Origin of the sequence: Streptomyces sp. NPDC102402, assembly GCF_044765765.1 — a bacterium.
GTDB lineage: Bacteria > Actinomycetota > Actinomycetes > Streptomycetales > Streptomycetaceae > Streptomyces.
Genome location: NZ_JBIWKR010000001.1, coordinates 903,603 through 927,740 on the forward strand (window position 1 = coordinate 903,603; position 24,138 = coordinate 927,740).

Below are 24,138 nucleotides of genomic sequence, written 5' to 3' on the forward strand. Positions count from 1 at the left end.
GGTCTCACCGGGGCGGCTCCGGCGGCCGCTGGCGCGGCATGTTCGGCCGGGCGACCGAGGGCATGGTGAGCCGGCCGGGCGGGGCCTGCTCGGGGCGCCCGCCGATCCCGCCCGAGACCAGCGACTGCATCCCCATGGGTGCGGGACCGGCCCGGAACTCCACCATCCAGTCGGCCGTCTCCATACGGACGAGCTCGGTGATGTCCTCCGAGAACCGGCGCAGCACCCCCAGGCACCGCTCCGCGGCCTCGCTGGCGGTGCCCTCGGTCGGACCGAGCACCTCCCGTACGCACTCGGAGGACCAGTCGAACTGCAGCACGTGCAAGCGCCTCTGCACGGCCTGCGCCGTCGCGAGGTTCCTTATCCAGCCGGAGGTGAGTCCGAAGTACCGGTCGCAGGCCATGCAGGCGGCGCCCAGCAGCAGGGACAGATAGCCCCAGCCGGCCGATCCGTGCAGTTCCCCGGTCAGGTCGAGCAGCGGAAGGGCCGCGCCCGCGACCACCCCCGCCGCCGTCCCGAGCCGGAGCAGTCTGGCCGTGCGCCGCTTGCGGACCCGGTCGCGCAGGTACCAGTCGGCGGTCTCCAGGGCGCCTGCCTCGACCCAGCGGTAGAGCTCGTCGAGCCGCTCGGCGGGTTCGCCCCAGTCGCCGAGGGGGAAGGCGCGGCCGGTCAGGTCCCGGGGGCCCGAACCGTAGCGCGAACCGGACCGTTCCGTTCCGGTGCCGGCACCGGTTCCCGCGCCGGACTCCTTGCGGGGCGGCCCTTCGGGCTGCATCTCCGGCTGACTCACCGGGGGACTCCTCTGCACTCTGCGTCCGGCGCGCACTGACGCGGATCGGCACGGTTCTCGGTCACGGCGGGGCGGTACCGGCATATGACCGGGGCCCTCATCCGTGTAACTCTGCGTTACCCGTGATGCGCGTACAGGTAGGGATACGCCTGCTCTTCCTACCGCCGAATGGTGGGCCGCGGGGTCGAAATCGCGGTATTCCCGGGTGTGCACGGCCTCTGGTCAGGTATAGGAGCACGGCAGGTGGTTTTCAGAACTCACTCGAAAGAGTTGGTCCCCTGCGGGTGGGGCACGGTGTCCGGTGAACACGTAGGCTCGGCGTACCGAAGCAATCCGTCGTCGAAATGCCAGGAGTGACCGTGATTCCCGGTGGTGGCCAGCCCAACATGCAGCAGCTGCTCCAGCAGGCCCAGAAGATGCAGCAGGATCTTGCCGTGGCCCAGGAGGAGCTGGCCAGGACCGAGGTCGAGGGACAGGCGGGCGGCGGTCTCGTGAAGGCCACCGTGACCGGGTCCGGCGACCTCCGCGGTCTGGTCATCGACCCGGGTGCCGTGGACCCCGAGGACACCGAGACGCTGGCCGACCTCGTGGTCGCCGCCGTCCAGGCGGCGAACGAGAACGCGCAGCAGCTCCAGCAGGAGAAGCTGGGCCCGCTGGCCCAGGGCCTGGGCGGCATGCCGGGTCTCCCGTTCTGACCCCTGTGGCCACCAGCCCGTACCGGCTACGGTACGAGCAGGAAGAAGGAAAGGCGTTCCGTTGTACGAAGGCGTGGTTCAGGAACTGATCGACGAACTGGGCAGGCTGCCCGGCGTCGGTCCCAAGAGCGCGCAGAGGATCGCCTTCCACATCCTGCAGGCCGAGCCCACCGACGTACGCCGTCTGGCCCATGCCCTCCTCGAGGTCAAGGACAAGGTCCGCTTCTGCGAGATCTGCGGGAACGTCGCCCAGCAGGAGCAGTGCGGCATCTGCCGGGACGCCCGCCGCGACCGCACGGTCATCTGCGTGGTCGAGGAGCCCAAGGACGTCGTCGCGATCGAGCGGACCCGTGAATTCCGGGGCCGCTACCACGTGCTCGGCGGGGCGATCAGCCCGATCGAGGGCGTCGGGCCCGACGATCTGCGCATCAGGGAGTTGCTGGCCCGGCTTGCGGACGGCTCCATCACCGAGCTGATCCTCGCGACGGACCCCAACCTGGAGGGCGAGGCCACGGCGACGTACCTCGCCCGGATGGTCAAGCCGATGGGCCTGCGGGTCACCCGGCTGGCCAGCGGGCTGCCGGTGGGCGGCGACCTGGAGTACGCGGACGAGGTCACCCTCGGCCGCGCCTTCGAAGGGAGGCGGCTGCTCGATGTGTGATCCGGCATCTGACGGCGGCCTTACGTTCGGCGGCGCTATGTTCTACCCACCGTTCGTGACCGTGCCCACGGGAGGTCTCCTCGATGTCTGACGCCACGCTGAACTCCGTCACGCAGGACCCGGACGACTTCGCCGTCCAGATCGCGGACCAGATCAAGACGTTCATCGTCGCGGTCGGCGAGGTGTCCAAGGCCGAGGAGCCGGAGGAGGCCGTCCCGGTCCTGCTCCTGCAGGTCTCCCAGCTCCTCCTGGCCGGCGGCCGGCTCGGAGCCTACGAGGACATCATCCCGGACGAGCGCTACGAGCCGGACCTGGGCCCCGAACCGGACGCCGACGGGCTGCGCGAGCGCTTCGCGGAGCTCCTGGAGCCCATCGACGTCTACTCCGAGGTCTTCGACCCGTACGAGCCGCGCAAGCCCCCCGTGCCGCACCGCATCTCCGACGACCTGGCCGACCTGGTCACGGACCTCGGGCACGGCCTCGCGCACTACGAGGCGGACCGCACGGCCGAGGCCATGTGGTGGTGGCAGTTCTCGTACTTCTCCAACTGGGGCTCCACCGCGTCGGCCGCCCTGCGCGCCCTCCAGTCGCTGATCGCCCACATCAGGCTGAACCAGCCGCTCCAGGAGCTCGACGGCCTGGACACCGACCAGGACCCGGGTGAAGGGGACCTGGCGGAGGAGGCGGGGCGTGTGATGGCCGAGGAGATCGCCGGACCGCTGGGCCTGCGACCGGTCCTCTAGGCACCGGTTCAGGGCGTTGCACGGCCGGTCCTCCAGGCACCGGTTCAGGGCTTTCCACGGTCTCGGCGGGTGACGCCCGGGGCCGCTGCGCCCTGCGTGACCTGCTGCGACCCGCTGTGGCCTGGGACACAAAGAGGCGTGCGGTGAGGGGGAGCGGGCAGCAGCCCGGTACGAGCGGTCCGGGGCGACACGCCGTACCAGGTGGTGGGCGGGACATCTCACCATCCGGTACCGACGGGTCGATTCCGGACTGCTCGTTAAACTGAGCCGACCGCACCATTATTGAGCGAGGAGCGCACGTGGGCCTTGTCGTGCAGAAGTACGGAGGCTCCTCCGTAGCCGATGCCGAAGGCATCAAGCGTGTTGCCAAGCGAGTCGTGGACGCCAAGAAGAACGGCAACCAGGTGGTTGTCGTGGTGTCCGCGATGGGCGACACGACGGACGAGTTGATCGATCTCGCCGAGCAGGTATCCCCGATGCCTGCCGGTCGGGAGTTCGACATGCTGCTGACCGCCGGAGAGCGGATCTCCATGGCCCTGCTGGCGATGGCGATCAAAAACCTGGGCCACGAGGCCCAGTCGTTCACGGGCAGCCAGGCCGGTGTCATCACCGACTCGGTCCACAACAAAGCGCGCATCATCGATGTCACGCCCGGCCGCATCCGGACCTCGATCGACGAGGGCAACATCGCCATCGTCGCCGGGTTCCAGGGTGTGAGCCAGGAGGGCAAGAACATCACGACGCTCGGTCGCGGTGGGTCGGACACGACCGCTGTCGCGCTGGCCGCCGCGCTGGACGCGGAGGTCTGTGAGATCTACACCGACGTGGACGGTGTCTTCACCGCCGACCCCCGGGTCGTGAAGAAGGCCCAGAAGATCGACTGGATCTCCTTCGAGGACATGCTGGAGCTGGCGGCGTCCGGCTCCAAGGTGCTGCTGCACCGCTGCGTCGAGTACGCACGCCGTTACAACATCCCGATCCACGTCCGCTCGTCCTTCTCCGGACTGCGCGGCACCTGGGTCAGCAACGAGCCGCAAGGGGACCAGCAGGTGGAGCACGCCATCATCTCCGGAGTCGCCCACGACGTCTCCGAGGCCAAGGTCACGGTCGTCGGTGTCCCCGACAAGCCGGGCGAGGCCGCCGCGATCTTCCGCGCCATCGCGGACGCCGAGATCAACATGGACATGGTGGTGCAGAACGTCTCCGCCGCGTCGACCGGCCTGACGGACATCACGTTCACCCTCCCCAAGACGGAGGGCCGCAAGGCCATCGACGCCCTGGAGCGCGCCCGCGCCGGCATAGGGTTCGACTCCCTGCGCTACGACGACCAGATCGCCAAGATCTCTCTCGTCGGCGCGGGCATGAAGACCAACCCCGGCGTCACGGCGGGCTTCTTCGAGGCGCTGTCCGAGGTCGGCGTGAACATCGAGCTGATCTCCACTTCGGAGATCCGGATCTCGGTCGTCACCCGCGCCGACGACGTCAACGAGGCCGTGCGCGCCGTGCACAGCGCCTTCGGTCTCGACAGCGACGCCGACGACGCCGTCGTCTACGGAGGCACCGGCCGATGACCGGACGCCGCCCCTCACTCGCGGTCGTAGGCGCGACCGGGGTGATCGGCGGCGTCATGCTCCAGATCCTCTCGCAGCACGAGGATGTCTGGGGCGAGGTCAGACTGGTCTCCTCGCCGCGTACGGCCGGCACCAAGCTGGCCGTACGCGGCGAGGAGACCGAGGTCCTCGCGATCGCCGAGGACGTGTTCGACGGGGTGGACGTCGCCCTGTTCCTGGTGCCGGACGAGGTGTCCGCGCAGTGGGGGCCGGTGGCCGCCGCCTGGGGGGCCGTGGTCGTGGACGGCTCGGCCGCCTTCCGTCTGGACGACGACGTGCCCCTGGTCGTCCCTGAGATCAATCCCCATGCCGCGAGGTCGAGGCCCCGCGGCATCGTCGCGTCGCCGAACTGCTCGACGCTCTCGCTGATCGTCGCGGTCGGGGCGCTGCATGCCGAATTCGGGCTTCGGGAGCTGATCGTCTCCTCCTACCAGGCCGTGAGCGGCGCGGGCCGCGACGGTGTCGCCGCGCTCCGGGAGCAGCTCGCCCTGGTGGCGGGAACGGAGCTCGGCACCCGCCCCGGGGATGTCAGACGTGCTCTGGGCGACGGGGACAAGAGCCCCTTCGCCGCCCCGGTGGCGCTGAACGTGGTGCCTTGGGCCGGGACCGATGCGGGGGACGGCTGGTCCTCCGAGGAGCTGGCGATCCGCGAGGAGTGCCGGAAGATCCTGGGCCTGCCGGGCCTGAAGGTGACGGCGACCTGTGTGTACGTGCCCGTCGTGGCGACGCACTCGATGTCCGTGCACGCGCGCTTCGAGAACGAGGTCGCCGTGGACCGGGCGCACGAGGTCCTCGCGACCGCGCCCGGGGTGGTGCTCTTCGACAGTCCGGCGGCCGGTGACTTCCCCACCCCGTCCGATGTGGTCGGCACCGACCCGACCTGGGTGGGCCGGGTGAGGCAGTCGATGGACGATCCGCATGCCGTCGACATGTTCGTCTGCGGCGACAACCTCCGAAAGGGCGCGGCTCTCAACGTGGCCCAGATCGCGGAGTCGGTGGCCGGGGAATTTCCTCGCACCTGATCGAATCTGTTTTGTAGGATCTGTGTGCGCCCTGTGGGTAATTCGCTGGTCTGAACCTCTTGAGCTGGGGCGTTGTCATGTCCGACGATGATCTCCTGGCCCTCCGCAACCGCTGAGCGGGTGCGATGCGTCTACGTCGTCACTTCTTGCGTGGCTGGATGTGTTTTCAGGGCATTTGGGGAAGAGCAGGTACGAATGAGGGCATGTCGCACAGCATCGAACGCGGTGCCGTACGCGTACAACCCTGACGGGGGGAAGCGTGTCCAACTGGCGTGGCAGAGGTTCTCGACATCACAGTGGTGGGCCCGTTGCGAGGCGCTTCGGTGCGTCCGCTCCGGAGGCCCCGCGCAGCCGGCGGTATGCCGGTGATTGCGCCCATGCCCGCTGCACGATCCACCCGGCTGCCGTCGCAGCGCGAGGGCGCTGAGGGGACGGTGGCGGCGGGGACGACGGTCGACCATCTCACCGAGACGTATCGCGCCCATTACCGGTCGCTGCTGGGTCTTGCCGCGCTCCTTCTGGATGACACCGCGTCCTGCGAGGACGTGGTGCAGGAGGCGTTCATCCGGGTGCACTCGGCGCGTAACCGGGTGCGCGACCCGGAGAAGACGCTCGCGTACCTCCGTCAGACCGTGGTCAACCTGTCCCGCTCCGCGTTGCGACGCCGCATCCTCGGGCTGAAGCTCCTCTCGAAGCCGATGCCCGACATGGCGAGCGCGGAGGAGGGCGCGTACGACCAGCTGGAGCGGGACGCGCTGATCAAAGCGATGAAGGGGCTGCAGCGCCGCCAGCGCGAAGTGCTGGTGCTGCGCTACTTCTCGGACATGACGGAGGCCCAGGTCGCGGAGACGCTGGGGATATCGCTCGGTTCGGTGAAGGCGTACGGCTCCCGGGGCATTGCGGCACTGCGCGTGGTGATGGAGGCGCAGGCATGAGCAGGCCCGAGCACAGGCACGACGATGACCGGACTGGAAACGGAATTGTGAACCACGGGCCGGAGAACACCCCGAACACCGATCCTGAGCGGGACGGTGAACGAAGGCAGGACGCCGACACCGCCTGGCCCGACGGCGCGGAGACCGCCGCAGGTGCCGCCGCCACGGGCGCGGACTCCGAGGGCCGTGACCCGGGCGGTTCCGACGGGCACGACTCCCCGGGGCGCCACCCGGGCGGTTCCGACGGGCAGGACTCCCCGGGGCGCCACCCGGGCGGCTCGTCCGGCGGGAGCGGCGGAGGCACGCTGACCGAGCTCTTCGGTGGCAGGGGCGTTCCCGGCGGCTCCGGTGGCAGGGGCGGTTCCGGCGGCGGGGGCGTTCCCGGCGGCTCCGGGGTGGGCGCCGGCGGCGACGGCATGGACGAGATCGCGCTGCGCCGGATGCTGCAGGGCGCTGTCCAGGGCCTGGAGCCCTCCGACGGGACCCTCGACCATCTGCACCGCGCGGTGCCCGCCCGGCGCGCCAGGCGGCGTCAGGGCGTGGTGGGCGCCGCGGCAGCGGCGCTGCTGATCGGTACGGCGGTACCCGCCTTCGTCCACGTGGCCAATTCGGAGGGCTCGGCCACCGCCAACCCGGCCATCGCGGGCCACGGCGAGCAGACGCAGGGCGGCAGTGGCGAGGACGCGGGCGCCGCGGCGGACGGCGGGAAGGCGGCGGGCCCCGCTGACCGCCGGAGTGCGGGCGCCGAGGGGGACAACGGCACGTCCGCGTCCCCGTCGCAGGGCTCGGAACCGGGCGCCGAGGGCAGCGGGACCGACGGTCTGGGCGACCCCGAGGACTCAGCGGCCGCCGCCACCGCCTCCTGCGACCCCGGCCAGCTCAAGGTCGCCTCCGCCGAGTCGGGCGCGGCCGGTGCGGACGGCAAGGTGTACGGAACCTTCAGGATCGCCAACGCGTCCGAGGACGCCTGCTCGGTGACCAGCAACGGCACGGTCGGATTCTCGGCGGCGGGAGCCGCCGACCCGCTGAAGATCACGGTGGTGCAGCACACCGCGGGTGATCCCGCGGCCGGGCTGCCCGACCCCTCGGTGGAGCCGGGGACCGTACTCCTGAAGCCGGCGATGGCGTACGAGGTGCGCTTCGCGTGGGTTCCGTCGGACACCTGCCCGACCGACGGCGGTTCGCCCAGCCCGACGCCCACGGACGGCGACGGAGGCGGAGGCGGCGGCGGAGGCGAAGGCACGGGGGCCGCCGCGGACACGACCGACACCGTGGCGCAGTTCGGCAGCGCGGACGACGGTACGGCGGACGGCAGCATCGCGGTCACACACACCCCGGAGGCGGGGGCGCCGACCGCGGAGACCACCATCGGCAACGCCTGCGCGGGCACGATCTACCGCACGGGCGTACTCGACGCCTCGTAGGTCCGAAGACCTCGCGGCCGGTCCGGGCCTGGGCGGAGCCGGCCGCCTGCGGAGGACTCCGGCGTGGTCCGGCCCGGGGGCGCGGCGGGCACGGGGCCGTCACGGGGCGCGTAGGGCGTAGGGCCGGCCCGGGACGCGGCGGGCGTCGGGCCGTCACAGGGCGCGGAGGGCGTGGCGTCGGCCCGGTTCGGGGGCGCGGCGGGCGTCGGCCCGGCACGGGCGTCCCGGGCAGGGAACGCGTGCGCCACCCCGGGGGCGGACAGGGACGCGCTACGGATACGGGCAGGGGCCCGCCGGGAACTCATGGTTCCGGCGGGCCCCTGCCCGTATCCGCGCGTGCCGTCCGTGGCTCCCTCCGCGCGTGGCTCCCTCCGCGCGTGTCTCCCTCCGCGCGTGTCTCCCTCCGCGCGGGGCGGGTGCGTCAGTCGGCGTCGGCAGCGAGGCCCAGCCGCACGTCGCGCGCGGCCTCCGCCTCGCGGCGCACGAGCCGGAACCACATGAAGAGCACGAAGCCGCCGAAGACGAACCACTCGCCGGTGTAGCCGAGGTTCTGGAAGGCCTTCAGATCGAGCCCGCTGCCCTGCGCCGCCGCCGCCGGCACCGGCTTCATCCCGTCCGCGCCGGTGGCCCCGCCCGTACCGGGCGCGGGCAGGGTCACCCAGGCGTCGTACACGTCGTACGGGACGAGGTTCACCAGGGAAGCCGCGCTGATCATGCCGAGCTGCCCCTCGGGGAGACCGCCGCTGACGTCCACACCGGTCGTCCCGCTGTTCTCGGATGCCTGCAGATCGCCGGTCACGGTGACCTCGCCCGTCGGCGCCGCGGGTACCTCGGCGCCTCCCGGTGTGCCCGCCAGCCAGCCGCGTACGACGGGCAGCGCCTTGCCACCGTCGGTGCGCAGCAGATTCAGCACGTAGAAGCCGTTACGGTCGTCCAGCCTGCGGCCGGGTACCAGGAACTGGTCGGCGTACGTCCCCGTCGCCACCGCGGGACGGCCCGAGGTCTCCGTGTTCACGGGCAGCAGCTCGTCGAGCGGCTCGGGGGAGCGGGTGCCCGGATCGGGGCGCTCCTCGGCCTTCTCGTGCGTCTGCACGCGGTCCTCGAAACGGCCGAGCTGCCACGTACCCATGAACACGCAGAAGGGGATGGCCAGCACGACGAAGAGGTTGATCCCCCACCACCGCGGGGTCAGCAGGAACCGGTACACCCCTCCACGGTACGGTTCCCCGCTCCGGCCCCCCGGAGCGGGGTGCACCATTTATCCGGACCTTATGCCGTCGGCCTCCGCTCCTCCCGGCCGTCCACCGGGCCGCCCGCCCGGTCCCGGCCCAGGTGGCGCAGCGCGAACTCCAGCTCCAGCCGCACCTGTTTGATCCGCTCCTCCACCACGAGCGAACCGTGCCCCGCGTCGTAGCGGTACACCTCGTGGACCGCGCCACGGGCCGCCAGGCGGTCCACGTAGTTCTCCACCTGGCGGATCGGGCAGCGCGGGTCGTTGACGCCGGCGGAGATGTAGACCGGGGCGCGCACCGCGTCCACGTAGGTCAGCGGGGACGAGGCCTCGAAGCGCTCGGGAACCTCCTCCGGGGTCCCGCCGAGCAGCGTGCGGTCCATCGCCTTCAGCGCTTCCATCTCGTCGTGGTACGCCGTGACGTAGTCGGCGACCGGGACCGCTGCAAGCCCGAGGGCCCAGGCGTCAGGCTGCGTACCGAGCCCGAGCAGGGTCAGATAGCCGCCCCACGAGCCGCCGGCCAGCACCAGCCGCTCCGGATCCGCCAGCCCCGACGCCACCGCCCAGTCCCGGACAGCCGCGATGTCCTCGAGCTCGATCAGCCCGACCCTGTGCTTGAGCGCGTCCGTCCAGGCGCGGCCGTACCCCGTCGACCCGCGGTAGTTGACGCGCACGACGGCGAAGCCGTGGTCCACCCATGCGGCGGGACCCGAGGCGAAGGCGTCACTGTCGTGCCAGGTGGGTCCTCCGTGTATCTCGAAGACCGTGGGGAACGGGCCGTCGCCGGTGGCCGGCGCCTGCACCAGGGCGTGGATACGACCGCCGGGGCCATCCACCCAGGCGTCACTCACCGGCACCGAGGCCGGTGCCTTCGCACCCGGCGGGTCGAGGACGACGGCACCCGTCGTGGACCGCACGACGGGCGGCTGTGCGGCCGACGACCAGAGGTACTCCACGGTCCCGTCCGGGCGGGCCGTGGCACCCGACACCGTCCCGGCCGGGGTCTCCACCCGCACCGGCTCCGCGGCGCCCGGCTCGTACCGCCACAGCTCGCTGCGTGCCTCGAAGCCGTGCTCGATCAGCAGCGCGGAGCCGTCGGGATACCACTCGGCGCCGGCGTCCCCCGGCAGGTCGACATGCAGGTCCGTCTGCGTCCCCGCCACGGGGTCCCAGATCATCGGCTCCCACCGTCCGCGCCGCTGATGTCCGATCAGCAGCCGTGTGTCACCGGCCACCGGGGCGAACCCCAGCACCGACAGGCCCAGCTCCTTCGTGCCGCCCTCGGTGTCGTCGAGTTCGGCGACCGTCGAACCGTCCGGGCGCACCACCCGCAGCGCGGAGTGCATCGCGTCGCCGTGCTCCGTGTGCTCCAGGGCGATCAGCGAACCGTCGTGAGAGAGGTCGCCCACACCCGCCGACTCCCGGTGCCGGTAGATCTCGACCGGCTCCGCCCCGGCCCGGACCAGGTGAACGGTCGTGCCTTCCTCGTCCGTCGAGCGGCCGACCACCGCCGTGCCGTCACGCCCGATCGCGAGCCCGGCCGGATAGGAGGCCTCCAGACCGGGTGCGGCCGGCTCGTCCGCCCCGCCGTCGAAGGGCTGCCGCATCCACACACCGAACTCGTCGCCGTCGGTGTCGGCGAACCACCAGACGGACCGGCCGTCCGGGGTCAGCACCCCGTCGGTCGTCCCGTTGGGCCGGTCGGTGACCTGGCGCTGCCCGCCGGTCGCGCGGTCCCAGGCGTACAGCTCGTACGTACCGGTGGCGTTCGAGACGAAGAGCGCGCGGTCGGGGGCGTCCTCGGCCCAGTCGGGTAGGGACACCCGCGCGGCGCGGAAGCGCTGCTCCCACTGCGGCGGCTCCGGCTCCCGCTCCGGCACGGACGGGGTGTTCTCTGTGTCGCTCATGACCCCATCCAACCCGATGCGGCCACACTGACGGGCGGCCTGTGGATAACTGTTCGCGCGCATCCTCAGCCTGTGGACGACCTCTCCGGCTTCCATCGCCTCCGACGCCTCCGACGCCTCCGACGCCTCCGACGCGTACGACGCCGCCCGGGCGGTGCCGGACTCGTGTTCGGCACCGCCCACGCCGTGCCCGCTCCGGTGCGGAACGCGGGCGGGTACCGCCGCACCCCGGCGGACTGTCAGTGGCGGGCGCCACACTCGGGAGCATGACCGAGACGACCGGCGGAGCCGGCACCACGTGGGGGGCCGCCGAGGTGCGTGCCGCCGTGGAGGCGTACTGGGCGGCCGCCGACGCCCGCGACTGGGGCGCGTTCGCCGCCACCCTCGCCGACGACATGGTGTACGACCTGCCGCAGAGCCGCGAGCGCGTCCTCGGCAGAGAGCGCTGTGTGCGGTTCAACCAGGAGTACCCCGGGGACCGGCACGTGCGGATCGAGCGGATCGAGCGGATCGTGGCCGACGGGGAGGGCCGGCAGGCCGCCGCCCGGACGGTGGTCACCGTGGGGGAGGAGGAGATGCACGCCGTCCATTTCTTCACCTTCGACGCGGACGGCAGGATCGCCGGGGTGACGGACTTCTGGCCGGAGCCGTACGAGCCCCCGGCAGGCCGGGAGCACCTGGTCGAACGGTACTGATCCGGGAGCACGCGGGAGGTGTCCGCCGGGAGGCCCCCAAGGGCCCACCGGGCGGGGCGGCGACGCCTCGGGCGAGGCGGGAGGCGTCGCCGCGTGAGCCGGGCGCTCAGGTCTACGCGCGTCAGGCGGCAGACCTGAAGGCGGGCAGATAGCCGTTCGACTGCCCGATCGCCTTGGGGTGGTAGGAATTGGTGATCGGGATGGACACGCTGTGGATCCACGCGTCACCCGAGCAGAGCTCGTGCCCGGTGAATTCGTCCGCCACGCCGGAGAAGGTGAACCCCGCGTCGGCCGCCCGCTTCGCGAGCACCCCGTTCAGCACGTCCGAGGCGTTGTTGATCGCCCCGCGTTCGGTCTCCGTGAGCCCGGCGATGCAGGTTCCCGAGAGCTTGTAGAAGCGCGGGTACCCCAGGACCACCACGTGGGCCTGCGGGGCACGCGAACTGATGCCGTCGTAGAGCGAGTCGAGCCGGCCCGGCAGGGTGTTCTGCATCTGGGAGACCGCCGTGTTCACCCGGCTCACACAGTTGGCCTCGCTCTGCAGGACACAGGTCTGCATGACGTCCGCGAACCCGACGTCGTTGCCGCCGGCCGTGACGCTCACGAGCGTGGTCGACGAGCTGAGCGCACTCAGCTGGCCGCTGGAGACGGACGACGTCGTGGCACCCGAGCAGGCGACGAAGGTGAAGGACGACGGGTTGTTCGCGTTCTTCCAGAGGTACGGGTAGGCCTTGGTGCTGCGCAGGCAGTCGCCGCTCTCGGAGGTGTAGCTCCCGGCGCCGACTCCTGAGGAGTAGGAGTCACCGAGAGCGACGTAGTTGCCGCCCGCGGCGGATGCTGGTTGTGCGACACCGAGTGCGGCCACCGCGGCGATCGCGAGAGTGAAGACGGACGCCCGGAAGGTTCGTACTGACATGGCTGCCAGCCCTTCGAAATGTGGGGGACGAGTGGGGAGTTCGTGGGGCGTGCACGTTTGTAGCAGCTCCCGGTACTCGGCGGTAATGGGCTCGGGGAAAGTCGTCTGATATGCCCGAAGGATCGTTCGGTCGTCGATGCTCCGCGCGTAGATAAACCATCTACAAGCCCTCGATCCAGTGAAGTTGAGAAGGCTGTCGGCGCGCATCCTGACTCCGCTGAGTCATCTCGGGGGGAGCGCCATGTGTTCGAACGGCCGCCGCTTCCCGTTGCCGCCGCCCTTCACGACCGACCGGGCCGACATGGCAGGCGTCCACGCACACGAACGCGGCCGCCAGGGGATCCTGGCGGCCGCGTTCGTGTGCGTGGGGGCGGAAGGGCTACAGCGTGCGCTCCAGGCGGTCCGCCATCAGCCTGCTGAATCGCGAGGGGTCACTCAGCTCGCCACCGTCCGACAGGAGAGCCAGGCCGTGGACGAGTTCGGCCGTCTCGGCCAGTTCGGTCGAGGCGCCCTCCTCGCCGCTCCGCTCCGCGTGGGCCTTCTTCAGCCCCCCGATCAGCGCGTGCGAGGGGTTGAGCTCCAGGATGCGCTTGATCTGCGGCACCTCCTGGCCCATGGCGCGGTACATGTTCTCCAGGGCCGGAGTGACATCGTGCGTGTCCGAGACGATGCAGGCCGGCGAGACGGTGAGACGTGAGGAGAGGCGCACCTCCTTCACGGAGTCACCGAGCTGCTCCGTCATCCACGTCAGCAGACCGGCGTACTCCTGCTGCTGCTGCTCACGCTCGGCCTCGACCTCCTTCTTCTCCTCGTCGGTGTCGAGATCGACCTCGCCCTTGGAGATGGACTGGAGCGGCTTGCCGTCGAACTCGGGAACGGACTGGACCCAGACCTCGTCGACCGGGTCGGTGAGCAGGAGGACCTCGAACCCCTTGGCGCGGAAGGCCTCCATGTGGGGCGAGCTCTCCATGGCCGCACGCGACTCGCCGGTCATGTAGTAGATCTGCTCCTGGCCCTCCTTCATCCGCTCCACGTACGAGCGCAGGGTGGTCAGCTCCGCCTCGTCCCGGGTCGAGGCGAACGAGCAGATCTCCAGGATCGCGTCCCGGTTCTCGAAGTCCTGGAACAGCCCTTCCTTGAGGACCCGGCCGAATTCCTTCCAGAACGTCCCGTACTTCTCGGGGGCCTTGGACCTCATGTCCTTCACCGTCGAGAGCACCTTCTTGACCAGGCGGCGCCGCATCATCTCGATCTGGCGGTCCTGCTGAAGGATCTCGCGCGACACGTTCAGTGAGAGATCCTGGGCGTCGACCACGCCCTTGACGAAGCGGAGATACGTCGGCATAAGCGCTTCGCAGTCATCCATGATGAATACGCGCTTCACATAGAGCTGAACTCCGCGCTTGTGGTCCTGCATGAACAGGTCCTGCGGTGCGTGGGAAGGCAGGAAGAGCAGGGCCTGGTATTCGAAGGTGCCCTCCGCCTGCATGCGGAGGGTCTCGAGCGGGTCGGTCCAGTCATGACTGATGTGCTTGTACAGCTCGCTGTACTCCTCATCGGTCACGGAGTCCTTCGAGCGGGCCCACAGGGCCTTCATCGAGTTGACGGTCTCGGTCTCGGGCTCGGCGCCCTCCGCCACCGTCGCGGCCATGCGGATGGGCCAGGTGATGAAGTCCGAGTAGCGTTTGACGATTTCCCTGATCTTCCAGGGCGAGGCGTAGTCGAAGAGCTTGTCCTCGGCGTCCTCGGGCTTGAGGCGCAGCGTGACCGAGGTGCCCTGGGGTGCGTCGTCCACGGACTCGACGGTGTACGTGCCCTCACCGCTGGACCGCCAGCGCGTGCCCGTCTCCTCACCCGCGCGCCGGGTGAGGAGGGTGACCTCGTCGGCGACCATGAAACTGGAATAGAACCCGACGCCGAACTGTCCGATGAGTTCCTCGGACGAGGCGGCGTCCTTGGCCTCCTTCAGTTCCTGGAGGAATTTCGCGGTACCGGAATTGGCGATCGTCCCGATCAGCTGCACGACCTCGTCGTGCGACATTCCGATGCCGTTGTCGCGCACCGTCAGGGTGCGCTTCTCCTGGTCGGCCTCGATGGCGATATGCAGATCGGACGTGTCCGCCTGGACCTGATCGCCGCGCAGAGATTCCAGTCGCAGCTTGTCCAGCGCGTCCGAAGAATTGGAAATGAGCTCACGCAGGAAAACGTCCTTGTTCGAGTAAATCGAATGGATCATCATCTGCAGGAGCTGGCGAGCTTCTACCTGAAACTCGAACGTCTCGGCCGGCATGGGTGCGGGTTCCTTTTCCTGGGGTAGGTCGTCTGAGCCGCTGCATATCGTAACCAGGCCCCGGGCCGCCCATGTGCCCGTTCGCTCCGGGCTGTTGGCCTTCCGCGGTCGTGCGGGCGACGGACACGCGCACCCGGGACGGGGCCGGGCCGTCCCGCCGGGCAGACTGGGCGCATGGGCGATACGCGAATGACCTCCGGGGCCGGGCGGGGCCCTGGCCTCCCGCCGGTGATCACATGCGGGGAACCCGGGAGCTTCGCCCGGGGCGTCATGGCCGAGCGCCATCCGGCGCTGATCGAGCAGGTGCGTGACGCCTTCCCGTACGGCCCCCGGCAGCACAGGGCCCTGGACGCCCTTCTGCGCGAGATCGCCCACGGTGTCGTCGAGCCGCTCGGCCCCGGCGGCCCGGACCGCGATCTGTGGCTGGAGTGGGGGAAGGAGCACGTCGGCCGCCCCTGGTTCGACGCCCCCTTCCTGTGGGGCGAAAGCTACTTCTACCGACGCCTCCTGGGCGCCGTCGGCTACTTCGACGAGGGGCCGTGGCAGGGCGTCGACCCCTTCGCGCCGTTCAAGCGCGCCGAACTCCGCGGCGCCACGGTCGAGGAGGAGCTCCGCTCCCTGGACGACCTCGCCGACGCCCACTCCGACGAGCGGGCCTCTGCCCTCCTCAAGGCCTCGCTCTGGGGAAACCGTGCCGATCTCGGCTTCCGGGGCCCGTCGGGCGAATCAGCTCCGGGTGAGGCCGACCCGGGTCTGGTCGCCGACGACAGCGCGGCGCTGTGGTCGCTCCTGCCACGCGGGTCCGCGGCCACCGTTGCCGTCATCGCGGACAACACCGGACGCGAACTGATCCCTGACCTCGTCCTTGTCGACCACCTGCTCGAACACGGCCGCGCCGGCCGGGTGGTGCTGTACGTCAAGCCCACGCCGTACTACGTCTCCGATGCGATGACCTCCGACGTCGTCGACTGCCTGCGCCGCCTGTGCCGGGCCCCCGGCGAGGCGGGGGTGATCGGAGGCAGGGTCTGGGCGGCCATGGGCGCGGGCAGGCTCGACGTGCGGACCCATGCGTTCTTCTGCGCACCGTTTCCGTATGAACGGATGCCCGGGGACCTCCGGGCGGAGCTCGCCGGTGCCACCGTGACGGTCCTTAAGGGCGACCTCAACTACCGTCGTCTGGTGGGGGACCGGCGGTGGCCGGCGACCACACCGTTCGCCGGAGTCACGGCGTACTTCCCCAGCGCCGTCGCGGCGCTGCGCACCCTGAAGTCCGATGTCGTGGTGGGTCTGGACCGGCAGACCCTGGAGCGGCTGGAGGCGTCCGGCCGGGCGTGGCGGACCAGTGGTACGCACGCCCTGGTCCAGGTGCGCGATCCGCTCAGGGCGCCACTCCGTACCGGGTGAGGAGGTCGTGCCAGCCCTGCTCCAAGCGGTCCATGGACAGGCCCCGTTCACACGTCAGATGGTGGACGAGGGGGGTGTCGATCGACCCGAGCAGGGTGTGGGCGAGGAGCTCGGGCTCACCCTCCGCGTCTGCCTGGCGCAGCAGCAGGGCGACATGACTGAGCCTCAGCCGCTGCGCGGGCACGGTGAAGGTGCGCAGCGGATCGGTACGGGAGGCCAGGATCAGCTCATGGTGGTCGCGTTCATGGCGCATCACGGCGGGGCCGAAGGCGTGCAGGCGCCCGGCCGCGGGGGCGTCCGGGCCAAGGGGCGGCGGCCCGGAGAGGAAGGCGGCCTGAAGCAGGGCCTCACGGTGGTCCAGTAGCGCGATGAGCAGGCCGGTGCGGTCCTTGAAGCGCCGGAAGACGGTGCCCTTGCCGACTCCGGCGGCGGCGGCCACCGACTCCATGGTGAGGTTCGCCGCTCCGCAGCGCGCCAGGAGGCGGGAGGCCGCGTCCAGCAGGAGTGCGCGATTGCGTGCCGCGTCCGCCCGCAGCGGCTCCGGTTCGCCGGCGGTGGCGAGCGTGAGGCTCGTCCGCGCCTCGCCGGGGTCGGGCGGCCCGGGCAGCGGAGGGAGGGGAGCGGTCATGGGTTCAGGGTAGCCCCGGAAGGCCGTAAGTGGACCGCGGTCCGTTTGGGTGGTACAACTTTAAACGGACTGTGGTCCGCTTACTTCTCCGGTCACATACTTCTGCACTCTCCGTCTCCTGGGAGCTTCCCTCATGTCTGTACGCATCCTCGCTCTCGTCGGCAGCCTCCGCGCCGGCTCCCACAACCGCCAGCTCGCCGAGGCCGCCGTCAAGCACGCGCCCGAGGGTGTCGAGGTCGATCTGTACGAGGGCCTCGTCGAGGTCCCCTTCTACAACGAGGACATCGACGTCGAGGGCGGCGTCCCGGAGGCCGCGGCCCGGCTGCGTGAGGCGGCCGGCAGGGCCGACGCGTTCCTGCTGTTCTCGCCCGAGTACAACGGCACCATGCCGGCCGTCCTGAAGAACGCCATCGACTGGCTGTCCCGCCCCTACGGCGCCGGCGCCCTGACCGCGAAGCCGGTCGCCGTGGTCGGCACCGCCTTCGGCCAGTTCGGCGGCGTGTGGGCCCAGGACGAGGCCCGCAAGGCGGCCGGTCTCGCGGGCGGAGCGGTCCTGGAGGACGCCAAGCTCTCCATCCCCGGCTCCGTGACCCGCTTCGCCGAGATCCACCCGGCGGACGACGCCGAGGTCGTCACCTCGCTGACCGAGGTGCTCCGCCAGGTCGCCCAGGGCACCGCGGCGGCCGCCTGATCCACCCGCGGCGGCGCGCCCAGGACTCAGCGCTGCCGTTCCCGTGCGCCGGTACGTCCGTGGGCCCGGCCCCTCTCCCGGAGAGAGGCCGGGCCCACGTGTCGTCGGGCGGGCGCTCGGGCCCCCCGGGTCCGACCGCCGCGCGAGCACCTTGCACCGGCGCGCGGGCGCGGGCCGGGCACCCTGCCTAGTTGGAGACGAAGGGGCTCGGCAGGGCGGCGCCGAAGTAGCCCTTCGCATTGCGAACGGTGATTCCGGCACTCTGGCCGCACAGGTTGACCGAACCGCTCAGGACCGGCCCGGAGGCAGAGCCGCGGGCGGTCCACAGACAACCGTCGCTGTTCTCCGTGGGCATGCCGACCACCATCTCGGCCTTGCCGTCCTTGGTGAGGTCGGCGAGGTGGACGGTCGCGCCGAACCAGTCGCCCGCCTCCGCGGCGCCGGGTACGTCAGCCGTGTTCTGGGTGTACCCGACCGCCTTGGCCGTGGTCAGGCCGGAGGCGGAGCCGCGCAGCAGAACGGCTGTACCCGCCGATGCGAGGGTGCCGACCGCCTCGTCGGGGGAGCCGACGAGGACGTCGGCGTACCCGTCGGCGTCGACGTCCCCGACGCTGAGCGACTGTCCGAACCGGTCGCCGTCCTCAGCGGTCCCCGGCACTCCGGCCGTGTCCTGGTGGAAGACCTGCGGCTGCTGGTCGACACGGATGCCCTGCGCGCCGCCGTAGAGGACCTGGATCTCGCCACCTCGGTGCGCCGCCCCGGTCGCGTTCATGAGGGAGTCGTCGTTCCCGATGCCGGTGACGAGGTCGCCGTAGCCGTCACCGTCGATGTCACCGATCTGGCCGGCGTGGCCGTCGGCGTGGGGGAGCTCGGTGGGCCAGTTGGCGAGATAGTCGTCGGTCGGAGGGCCGTTGTCGACGTACACACTTCCGCGGACGTCGTCGTCGGCGGGGCCGGGCAGCCAGAAGCGCTCCGCCTCGCCGTCGCCGTTCACGTCGCCCATGACCACGCCACGGGACTCGCCGAAGCGCTCGTCCCGGTAGGCGGAGGCGGCCTTGCCGGTACGGGTGAACGGACCGCTGTAGGAGACGCCCTCGCAGCGCGATCCGATGGTCACCTCCGGGGCGCCGTCCCCGTTCATGTCGCCTGTGGCCAGGGAGTTCCCGAAACCGCAGTACGTGCGTCCGTCCCCGTACCCGGCTGGAGGCGAGAGGGTCGCACCTGCCGTCAGCCCGCTGGGCCCACCCCATATGACGGTGACGGAACCCCGCGCCTCCTTGTCGCCGACCTGCTCCTTCGGGGTCCCGACGACCAGGTCCGCGTACCCGTCCCGGTCCAGATCGGAGCTGGTCACCGTCGTGCCGAAGGCGTCCCACTCCTCGGGGTCGCCGGGTACGCCGGAGGTCGCCTGTGTGATCACCGTCCGGCGCGCGGTGCTCACCGATGAGGCCGACCCGTACAGAACGACGACGGCGCCCGCTTCCTCCACGCTGGCGTTGGCGGCGTAGGGCGCGCCGACAGCCAGGTCACGGTAGCCGTCACCGTTGAAGTCGTCTTGGACGGCCGCGGTGTTGGCCCCCTTGTAAGGGGCGGCGGCGAGAGCCGTCGCCGGGGTGAGGGCGAGGGCGAGGAGGGGGGCGAGCACGGCGGCGGCCGTGGCTGCTCTGTGCAACGGAACTCCTTGACGGAGGGACGGGAACTGCGAGGACCGCGGAACGGCGGGAGCGACAGACGCCTGAAGCCCGGCCGTCCCACTAGACACACGGGAAGTCCCCAAGGTTGTGCGCGAGCGTCCGGCATCCTCGCTGATCCGTCCCCTTGAGCCGGCCGGCAGGCCGGTGGGGGAGCAGGAGACTCCGCCCGCGTCCCGGACCAGTCACTCGGCGGTGTCGTCGGACCACGTAGCGGTCCCGGCCGCCCAGGAGCGGGTGTCTTTGCGTACGGCGCTCGTCACGCCGTGGCGCCGCGAGATCCGCGTCCTGGTTCCGCCGGGCGGCGGGCTCGCGCCGGCACGTACGCGGACGGCGTTGCGCGAGCGTGTACTTTCCGGGTTCCGCGTAGGTGGACGAGGGCCGCTTCCGGGCTGTCCCGCCGAATTAGCGGAACGGCCCACCGTCTTCAGCAGCCGGCGGCGAGCCGCCTCCCGTACGTGGCCCCCCGAACGGCTCCCAGACGCCCCAGGAACGAGTCAGGGGCCCGACCCGCTAAGCGGATCAGGCCCCTGACCTGGTGTTTCAGCTGTCGGGGTGGCGGGATTTGAACCCACGACCTCTTCGTCCCGAACGAAGCGCGCTGCCAAGCTGCGCTACACCCCGATGTCCACCGGTTGTCCCGGCGACATCGATAACCTTAGCCCACCCGCGCCCGGAGGCGAAATCCGGTTTCTGCGCCGGGCCGGGGGGTCAGTCCCTCGGCGTCAGTGTCAGCAGGGTCGCCTCGGGCGGGCAGGCGAAGCGGACCGGGGTGTAGCGGTTCGTGCCGCAGCCCGCCGAGACGTGGAGGTAGGAGCGCTGCTCGCCGACGGTGTGGCCGGAGAGGCCCTTCACCCGGTCCGTGTCCAGGTCGCAGTTGGTGACAAGGGCGCCGTAGAAGGGGATGCAGAGCTGCCCGCCGTGGGTGTGGCCCGCCAGGATCAAGGGGTAGCCGTCCGCCGTGAAGGCGTCCAGGGACCGCAGGTACGGGGCGTGCACGACGCCGATGGAGAGATCCGCGCCCGTTTCGGGGCCGCCGGCGACCTCGGCGTAACGGTCCCGCTTGATGTGGGGGTCGTCCAGCCCGGTGAAGGCGATCTCGAGCCCGTCGGCCTTGATCCGGCCCCTGGTGTTCGAGAGGTTCTGCCAGCCGGCCGCGTCGAAGGCGTCCCGCATCGGCTCCCACGGGTTGTGGACGACGTCGACCGCGGGCGCGTTCCCGTTGAGCCCGTGCTTGCCCTGCGTCTTCTCCAGGAGGTAACGCACCGGGTTGCGGAGCTTCGGGCCGTAGTAGTCGTTGGAGCCGAAGACGTAGACCCCGGGGAACTCCATCAGCGGGCCGAGGGCGTCGAGCACCTCCGGCACGGCCTCCGGGTCGGAGAGGTTGTCGCCGGTGTTCACCACGAAGTCCGGGCGCAGCCCCGCCAGCGACTGCAGCCAGGCGCGCTTCTTGCGCTGGCCGCTCACCATGTGGATGTCGGAGACCTGGAGTACGCGCAACGGGCGTGCCCCGTGCGGGAGTACAGGAACGGTGATCCGGCGGAGGCGGAACGAGCGGGCCTCGAACCCGGCCGCGTACACGAGGCCGGCGGCACCGACCGCTGCGCCGACTGCCGTGACTTTCAGGGGTACTCCGTAGCGTGCGCGCATGGGGCCATCGTCGCAGAAACGGTGCGGTGCGACGAAAACAGGAGGGCGGGGTGTGCCCCGTACCTGTCACAATCGCCGCATGACCACGCTCAAGTCCAAGCTCAAGGAAGACCTCACCACGGCCATGAAGGCGCGTGACGAGCTCACCTCGTCCACCCTCCGGCTCACCCTCACCGCGATCACCAAGGAAGAGGTCAGCGGCAAGACGTCGCGCGAGCTCTCCGACGACGAGGTGCAGAAGGTGATCGCCAAGGAGGCGAAGAAGCGCCGCGAGGCGGCCGAGGCCTTCGCGCAGGGCGGCCGGACGGAGCAGGCGGAGCGGGAGAAGGCCGAGGGCGAGCTGCTCGACGCCTACCTGCCCAAGCAGCTCTCCGACGACGAGCTGCGGGCGATCGTGGCGCAGGCCGTCGAGGAGGCGAAGGCGGGTGGCGCCGAGGGGCCGCGGGCGATGGGCGCCGTCATGAAGATCGTCAACCCGAAGGTGGCGGGACTGGCCGAGGGCGGCCGGGTCGCCGCCACGGTGAAGGAGCTGCTCGCGGGCTGACCGGCCGGACCCGGTGCGGGCCGAGAGGCTCGGGGCTCCAGGACACCGAGAACAAGAGGAGGGGCACCCCTGGCCGGGGTGCCCCTCCTCCTTCATACCGTCGTCACGTGAACCGGACGGTCAGGGACCGTTTCCGCCGCGCCCGCCGTCGTTCCCGCCGATGATGCCGGGCGGCAGGGTGATCCCGCCGATGGGGTCGGCCGTGCCGGGCTTGCCGTCGTTGCCGCCGTTCCCGCCCTCGCCACGGCCCCGGTCCCTCCCGGTGTCCTTCTCCTTCTCCTTGGCGCGCGGCACCGAGATCGGGTTGAAGGACGGGGTCTCGGACGCGTTCAGGGCGCCGGTCATCGCCGTCTTCCAGATGGGTCCGGGCAGACAGCCGCCACAGACCTTGTCGTAGTACTGGCCACCGATGTTGATGTCGTACATCGGCACCTTCTGGCCACCGTCGGACCCGACCCACACCGCGGTGGAGAGGTTCGGCGTGTACCCGACGAACCAGGCGTCGACGCGCCGCTCGGTCGTACCGGTCTTGCCCGCGTTGTCGCGGTCGGTGAGTCCGGCCTGGGTGCCGGTGCCGTCCTCGACCACGCCCTTGAGCATCTGGTTGATGGTGTCCGCCGTCGTCTCGCTCATCGCGCGCGAGCAGGAGGACTTCGGCGTCGGCAGCTTCTTGCCGTTGGCGTCCTTGATCGACTCGATGGCGACCGGCGTGCAGTACGTACCGCGGTTGGCGAACGCCGCGTACGCGGTGGCCATGGCGAGCGGAGTGCTCTCCGTCGTGCCGAGTGTGATCGAGGGGTTCTCCGTCAGCGGCTTGCCGTTCCCCCGCTCGTACCCGACCTTCCCGGCCATGGTGAGCGTCTCGCAGAGGCCGGCCTTCTGTTCCAGCTTCGCGAAGTAGGTGTTGATGGACTTGCCGAGCGCGCCCGTCATGTCGAAGGAGCCCTTCTCGGACTCCAGTTCGTTCTGCACGGACCAGTCGCCACCACCGGCGGGACCGCCGTCGCAGGTCCTGTAGGTGTCCAGGGGCAGGGACGTCTTCCACGGGGTGTCGAAGGTCTGAGCCGGGCTGATGCCCTTCTCCAGCGCCGCGGCCGCCGTGATCGGCTTGAACGTCGAGCCGACCTGGAAGCCGTAGGTGCTCCCGCCCATCTTGTTGTTGACGGCGAGGTTGAGGACGGTCTCGTTCCTCTTCTGGTCCAGGCCGTACGGCCTGGACTGGCCCATCGAGAGGATCTTGCCGGTGCCGGGCTGGACCTGCACCACCGAGGCGGCGACCTTGTCGTCCTTGTTGACCTTCGAGGTGGCCGCGTCGTCGGCCGCCTGCTGCGCGCGCGGTGAGAGCGTGGTCCTGATGGTCAGACCGCCGAGGTTCCAGAGCTTGGTGCGCTCCTCGGCGGTCTTTCCGAAGATCGGGTCGGTCAGCACCGTCTTGCGCACGTAGTCGCAGAAGAAGCCGGCACCGCTGACGGCTGTGATGCAGCCACTCTTCGGTTTGCTGACCTTCAGCGTGATCGGGGCGGCGGCCGCCTTCGCGGCCTCGTCCTTCGAGATGTCGCCGACGGCGGCCATGCGCTGCAGCACGGTGTTGCGACGCTTGGTCGCCTCCTCCGCGTCGTTGACCGGGTCGTAGCGGGTCGGCGACTGGACGAGACCGGCCAGCATCGCCGCCTCCTCCAGCTTCAGGTCCTTGGCGTGCTTGGAGAAGTAGCGCTGGGAGGCCGCCTCGATGCCGTAGGCCTGCTGCCCGAAGAACGTGATGTTGAGGTAGTTCTCCAGGATCTTCTTCTTGCCGAGCTCTTCCTCGACCTGGATCGCGTACTTCAGCTCCCGGACCTTACGGCCCAGGGTCTGCTGGGTGGCCTCGGCGACCTTGTCCGGGTCGTCGCCCGCCTCCTCGACGAACACGTTCTTCACGTACTGCTGGGTGAGGGTCGAGGCCCCCTGTGCGGCGCCGCCCTCCTGCACGTTGCGGTTCATCGCACGCAGGATGCCCTTGAGGTCCACCGCGCCGTGCTCGTAGAAGCGGGAGTCCTCGATCGCGATGATCGCGTCCTGCATGTACGGAGAGATGTCCTTGAGCGGGACGACGGTGCGGTCGCGCGAGTAGTCCGTCGCGATGAGCCCGCCCTCGTTGTCCAGGATCGTGATCCGCTGGCTCAGCGGCGGCGTCTTGAGGTTGGAAGGGATCTCGTCGAATCCCTCGACCGTCCCCTTGGCGGCGAGCCCGAGTGCGCCGGCGGCCGGCAGTGCGATGCCGGCCAGCACAGCTCCGGAGAGCGCGGCGACACCGAGGAACTTGGCGGCCTGCTGGGTCGTCGTCAGACCCCCGCCTGAGCGCTTCTTTGGCATGGGGGCAGCCTACGTTCTCATTCGCCGGACACGCGTATAGGCCTTGGCCTAAGCTGCTCTCAACTGTCACAGCAGTCCGATTTCGTATCAACCCCCCTGCACGGCCTTCTGCGGAATTCAGCCACCTGTCGAGGCGTTCCCGAAATCGCCTCGTGTGTCAATGAATGTCCGTTGCCAATTGGGGGTTACTGTCCCGATTCCGTCGGGATAGTCGCGCATGTCCTCGCATCACTCCTCTGGGTGATCTGCCGCGTACGCA

20 protein-coding genes and 1 tRNA gene are annotated in these 24,138 nt (G+C 70.4%); 11 read left to right on the forward strand and 10 right to left on the reverse strand.

Annotated features, from left to right (window positions below; genetic code table 11):
- Positions 1-4 precede the first annotated feature (4 nt).
- Entirely contained in the window at positions 5-790 is a 786-nt protein-coding gene (locus ACIRJR_RS03890; protein ID WP_403773300.1) for an SLATT domain-containing protein, read from the reverse strand.
- Positions 791-1,149: 359 nt separating this feature from the next.
- Between ACIRJR_RS03890 and ACIRJR_RS03895 the strand changes: the two genes are divergently transcribed.
- From ACIRJR_RS03895 to ACIRJR_RS03925, 7 genes are all read left to right on the forward strand, one after another.
- Positions 1,150-1,485, forward strand: a complete 336-nt coding sequence (locus ACIRJR_RS03895; protein ID WP_403773809.1) for a YbaB/EbfC family nucleoid-associated protein — start codon at positions 1,150-1,152, stop codon at positions 1,483-1,485.
- A 61-nt stretch (positions 1,486-1,546) separates the two neighbouring features.
- Positions 1,547-2,146: a recombination mediator RecR gene (gene recR, locus ACIRJR_RS03900; RefSeq protein ID WP_031090791.1), complete on the forward strand. Its 600-nt coding sequence runs from the start codon at positions 1,547-1,549 to the stop codon at positions 2,144-2,146.
- 83 nt (positions 2,147-2,229) lie between these two features.
- Entirely contained in the window at positions 2,230-2,889 is a 660-nt protein-coding gene (locus ACIRJR_RS03905; protein ID WP_403773305.1) for a DUF5063 domain-containing protein, read from the forward strand.
- Between the two features lie 299 nt (positions 2,890-3,188).
- The gene (locus ACIRJR_RS03910; RefSeq protein ID WP_403773308.1) at positions 3,189-4,460 is read left to right on the forward strand and encodes an aspartate kinase; all 1,272 of its coding nucleotides are present in this window, start codon (positions 3,189-3,191) and stop codon (positions 4,458-4,460) included.
- Complete coding sequence (locus tag ACIRJR_RS03915; RefSeq protein ID WP_403773310.1) at positions 4,457-5,521, forward strand: aspartate-semialdehyde dehydrogenase; 1,065 nt, start codon at positions 4,457-4,459, stop codon at positions 5,519-5,521. The genes ACIRJR_RS03910 and ACIRJR_RS03915 overlap by 4 nt, the downstream gene beginning before the upstream one ends.
- A 359-nt stretch (positions 5,522-5,880) precedes the next feature.
- Entirely contained in the window at positions 5,881-6,456 is a 576-nt protein-coding gene (locus tag ACIRJR_RS03920; RefSeq protein ID WP_014155427.1) for a SigE family RNA polymerase sigma factor, read from the forward strand.
- Complete coding sequence (locus ACIRJR_RS03925) at positions 6,453-7,880, forward strand: hypothetical protein (protein ID WP_403773313.1); 1,428 nt, start codon at positions 6,453-6,455, stop codon at positions 7,878-7,880. Before ACIRJR_RS03920 ends, ACIRJR_RS03925 begins: the two co-directional genes overlap by 4 nt.
- Before the next feature lie 421 nt (positions 7,881-8,301).
- Here ACIRJR_RS03925 and ACIRJR_RS03930 read toward each other — a convergent pair whose 3' ends face one another.
- Together ACIRJR_RS03930 and ACIRJR_RS03935 are read right to left on the reverse strand one after the other, a co-directional pair.
- Positions 8,302-9,087 (reverse strand): SURF1 family protein, encoded by a 786-nt coding sequence (locus tag ACIRJR_RS03930; RefSeq protein ID WP_403773316.1) that lies wholly within the window; start codon positions 9,085-9,087, stop codon positions 8,302-8,304.
- 62 nt (positions 9,088-9,149) lie between these two features.
- On the reverse strand, positions 9,150-11,018 hold the full coding sequence (locus tag ACIRJR_RS03935) for a S9 family peptidase (RefSeq protein ID WP_403773319.1): 1,869 nt from the start codon (positions 11,016-11,018) through the stop codon (positions 9,150-9,152).
- Between the two features lie 266 nt (positions 11,019-11,284).
- Between ACIRJR_RS03935 and ACIRJR_RS03940 the strand changes: the two genes are divergently transcribed.
- On the forward strand, positions 11,285-11,713 hold the full coding sequence (locus ACIRJR_RS03940; protein ID WP_403773322.1) for a nuclear transport factor 2 family protein: 429 nt from the start codon (positions 11,285-11,287) through the stop codon (positions 11,711-11,713).
- Between the two features lie 121 nt (positions 11,714-11,834).
- Here the strand turns inward: ACIRJR_RS03940 and ACIRJR_RS03945 are convergent, their stop codons facing one another.
- Both ACIRJR_RS03945 and htpG read right to left on the reverse strand, forming a co-directional pair.
- Positions 11,835-12,629 (reverse strand): SGNH/GDSL hydrolase family protein, encoded by a 795-nt coding sequence (locus ACIRJR_RS03945; RefSeq protein ID WP_403773325.1) that lies wholly within the window; start codon positions 12,627-12,629, stop codon positions 11,835-11,837.
- A 379-nt stretch (positions 12,630-13,008) separates the two neighbouring features.
- Positions 13,009-14,919 (reverse strand): molecular chaperone HtpG, encoded by a 1,911-nt coding sequence (htpG, locus tag ACIRJR_RS03950; RefSeq protein WP_403773327.1) that lies wholly within the window; start codon positions 14,917-14,919, stop codon positions 13,009-13,011.
- A gap of 174 nt (positions 14,920-15,093) precedes the next feature.
- Here htpG and ACIRJR_RS03955 point away from each other — a divergent pair, with 174 nt between their 5' ends.
- On the forward strand, positions 15,094-16,323 hold the full coding sequence (locus ACIRJR_RS03955) for a damage-control phosphatase ARMT1 family protein (protein WP_403773330.1): 1,230 nt from the start codon (positions 15,094-15,096) through the stop codon (positions 16,321-16,323).
- On the opposite strand, the gene ACIRJR_RS03960 is transcribed toward ACIRJR_RS03955, so the two are convergent.
- Complete coding sequence (locus ACIRJR_RS03960) at positions 16,298-16,951, reverse strand: TetR/AcrR family transcriptional regulator (protein WP_403773333.1); 654 nt, start codon at positions 16,949-16,951, stop codon at positions 16,298-16,300. The two genes, ACIRJR_RS03955 and ACIRJR_RS03960, sit on opposite strands and share 26 nt — an antisense overlap.
- Before the next feature lie 133 nt (positions 16,952-17,084).
- On the opposite strand from ACIRJR_RS03960, the gene ACIRJR_RS03965 reads away from it, so the two are divergent.
- Positions 17,085-17,642 carry an NAD(P)H-dependent oxidoreductase gene (locus ACIRJR_RS03965; RefSeq protein WP_403773336.1) on the forward strand — a complete coding sequence of 186 codons (558 nt, stop codon included), beginning with the start codon at positions 17,085-17,087 and terminating at the stop codon, positions 17,640-17,642.
- 187 nt (positions 17,643-17,829) lie between these two features.
- On the opposite strand, the gene ACIRJR_RS03970 is transcribed toward ACIRJR_RS03965, so the two are convergent.
- The 3 genes from ACIRJR_RS03970 to ACIRJR_RS03980 all read right to left on the reverse strand — a co-directional run bounded on the left by ACIRJR_RS03970 (position 17,830) and on the right by ACIRJR_RS03980 (position 20,983).
- Complete coding sequence (locus ACIRJR_RS03970; protein WP_403773339.1) at positions 17,830-19,314, reverse strand: hypothetical protein; 1,485 nt, start codon at positions 19,312-19,314, stop codon at positions 17,830-17,832.
- A 569-nt stretch (positions 19,315-19,883) separates the two neighbouring features.
- Positions 19,884-19,957 (reverse strand) — tRNA-Pro (locus ACIRJR_RS03975).
- Positions 19,958-20,044: 87 nt separating this feature from the next.
- Positions 20,045-20,983 (reverse strand): metallophosphoesterase, encoded by a 939-nt coding sequence (locus tag ACIRJR_RS03980; protein WP_403773342.1) that lies wholly within the window; start codon positions 20,981-20,983, stop codon positions 20,045-20,047.
- Positions 20,984-21,062: 79 nt separating this feature from the next.
- On the opposite strand from ACIRJR_RS03980, the gene ACIRJR_RS03985 reads away from it, so the two are divergent.
- Complete coding sequence (locus ACIRJR_RS03985) at positions 21,063-21,527, forward strand: GatB/YqeY domain-containing protein (RefSeq protein WP_403773344.1); 465 nt, start codon at positions 21,063-21,065, stop codon at positions 21,525-21,527.
- Positions 21,528-21,647: 120 nt separating this feature from the next.
- On the opposite strand, the gene ACIRJR_RS03990 is transcribed toward ACIRJR_RS03985, so the two are convergent.
- Positions 21,648-23,879 (reverse strand): transglycosylase domain-containing protein, encoded by a 2,232-nt coding sequence (locus tag ACIRJR_RS03990; RefSeq protein WP_403773347.1) that lies wholly within the window; start codon positions 23,877-23,879, stop codon positions 21,648-21,650.
- Positions 23,880-24,138: the final 259 nt, after the last annotated feature.

What these genes read in the sequence shown, in the direction of transcription:
- ACIRJR_RS03905 (WP_403773305.1), top strand. Translation starts at nt 2,230, where the DNA reads ATGTCTGACGCCACGCTGAACTCCGTCACGCAGGACCCGGACGACTTC.
- ACIRJR_RS03915 (WP_403773310.1), top strand. Translation starts at nt 4,457, where the DNA reads ATGACCGGACGCCGCCCCTCACTCGCGGTCGTAGGCGCGACCGGGGTG.
- ACIRJR_RS03920 (WP_014155427.1), top strand. Translation starts at nt 5,881, where the DNA reads ATGCCGGTGATTGCGCCCATGCCCGCTGCACGATCCACCCGGCTGCCG.
- ACIRJR_RS03925 (WP_403773313.1), top strand. Translation starts at nt 6,453, where the DNA reads ATGAGCAGGCCCGAGCACAGGCACGACGATGACCGGACTGGAAACGGA.
- ACIRJR_RS03935 (WP_403773319.1), bottom strand. Translation starts at nt 11,018, where the DNA reads ATGAGCGACACAGAGAACACCCCGTCCGTGCCGGAGCGGGAGCCGGAG.
- ACIRJR_RS03940 (WP_403773322.1), top strand. Translation starts at nt 11,285, where the DNA reads ATGACCGAGACGACCGGCGGAGCCGGCACCACGTGGGGGGCCGCCGAG.
- ACIRJR_RS03945 (WP_403773325.1), bottom strand. Translation starts at nt 12,629, where the DNA reads ATGTCAGTACGAACCTTCCGGGCGTCCGTCTTCACTCTCGCGATCGCC.
- htpG (WP_403773327.1), bottom strand. Translation starts at nt 14,919, where the DNA reads ATGCCGGCCGAGACGTTCGAGTTTCAGGTAGAAGCTCGCCAGCTCCTG.
- ACIRJR_RS03955 (WP_403773330.1), top strand. Translation starts at nt 15,094, where the DNA reads ATGGGCGATACGCGAATGACCTCCGGGGCCGGGCGGGGCCCTGGCCTC.
- ACIRJR_RS03960 (WP_403773333.1), bottom strand. Translation starts at nt 16,951, where the DNA reads ATGACCGCTCCCCTCCCTCCGCTGCCCGGGCCGCCCGACCCCGGCGAG.
- ACIRJR_RS03965 (WP_403773336.1), top strand. Translation starts at nt 17,085, where the DNA reads ATGTCTGTACGCATCCTCGCTCTCGTCGGCAGCCTCCGCGCCGGCTCC.
- ACIRJR_RS03980 (WP_403773342.1), bottom strand. Translation starts at nt 20,983, where the DNA reads ATGCGCGCACGCTACGGAGTACCCCTGAAAGTCACGGCAGTCGGCGCA.
- ACIRJR_RS03985 (WP_403773344.1), top strand. Translation starts at nt 21,063, where the DNA reads ATGACCACGCTCAAGTCCAAGCTCAAGGAAGACCTCACCACGGCCATG.
- ACIRJR_RS03990 (WP_403773347.1), bottom strand. Translation starts at nt 23,879, where the DNA reads ATGCCAAAGAAGCGCTCAGGCGGGGGTCTGACGACGACCCAGCAGGCC.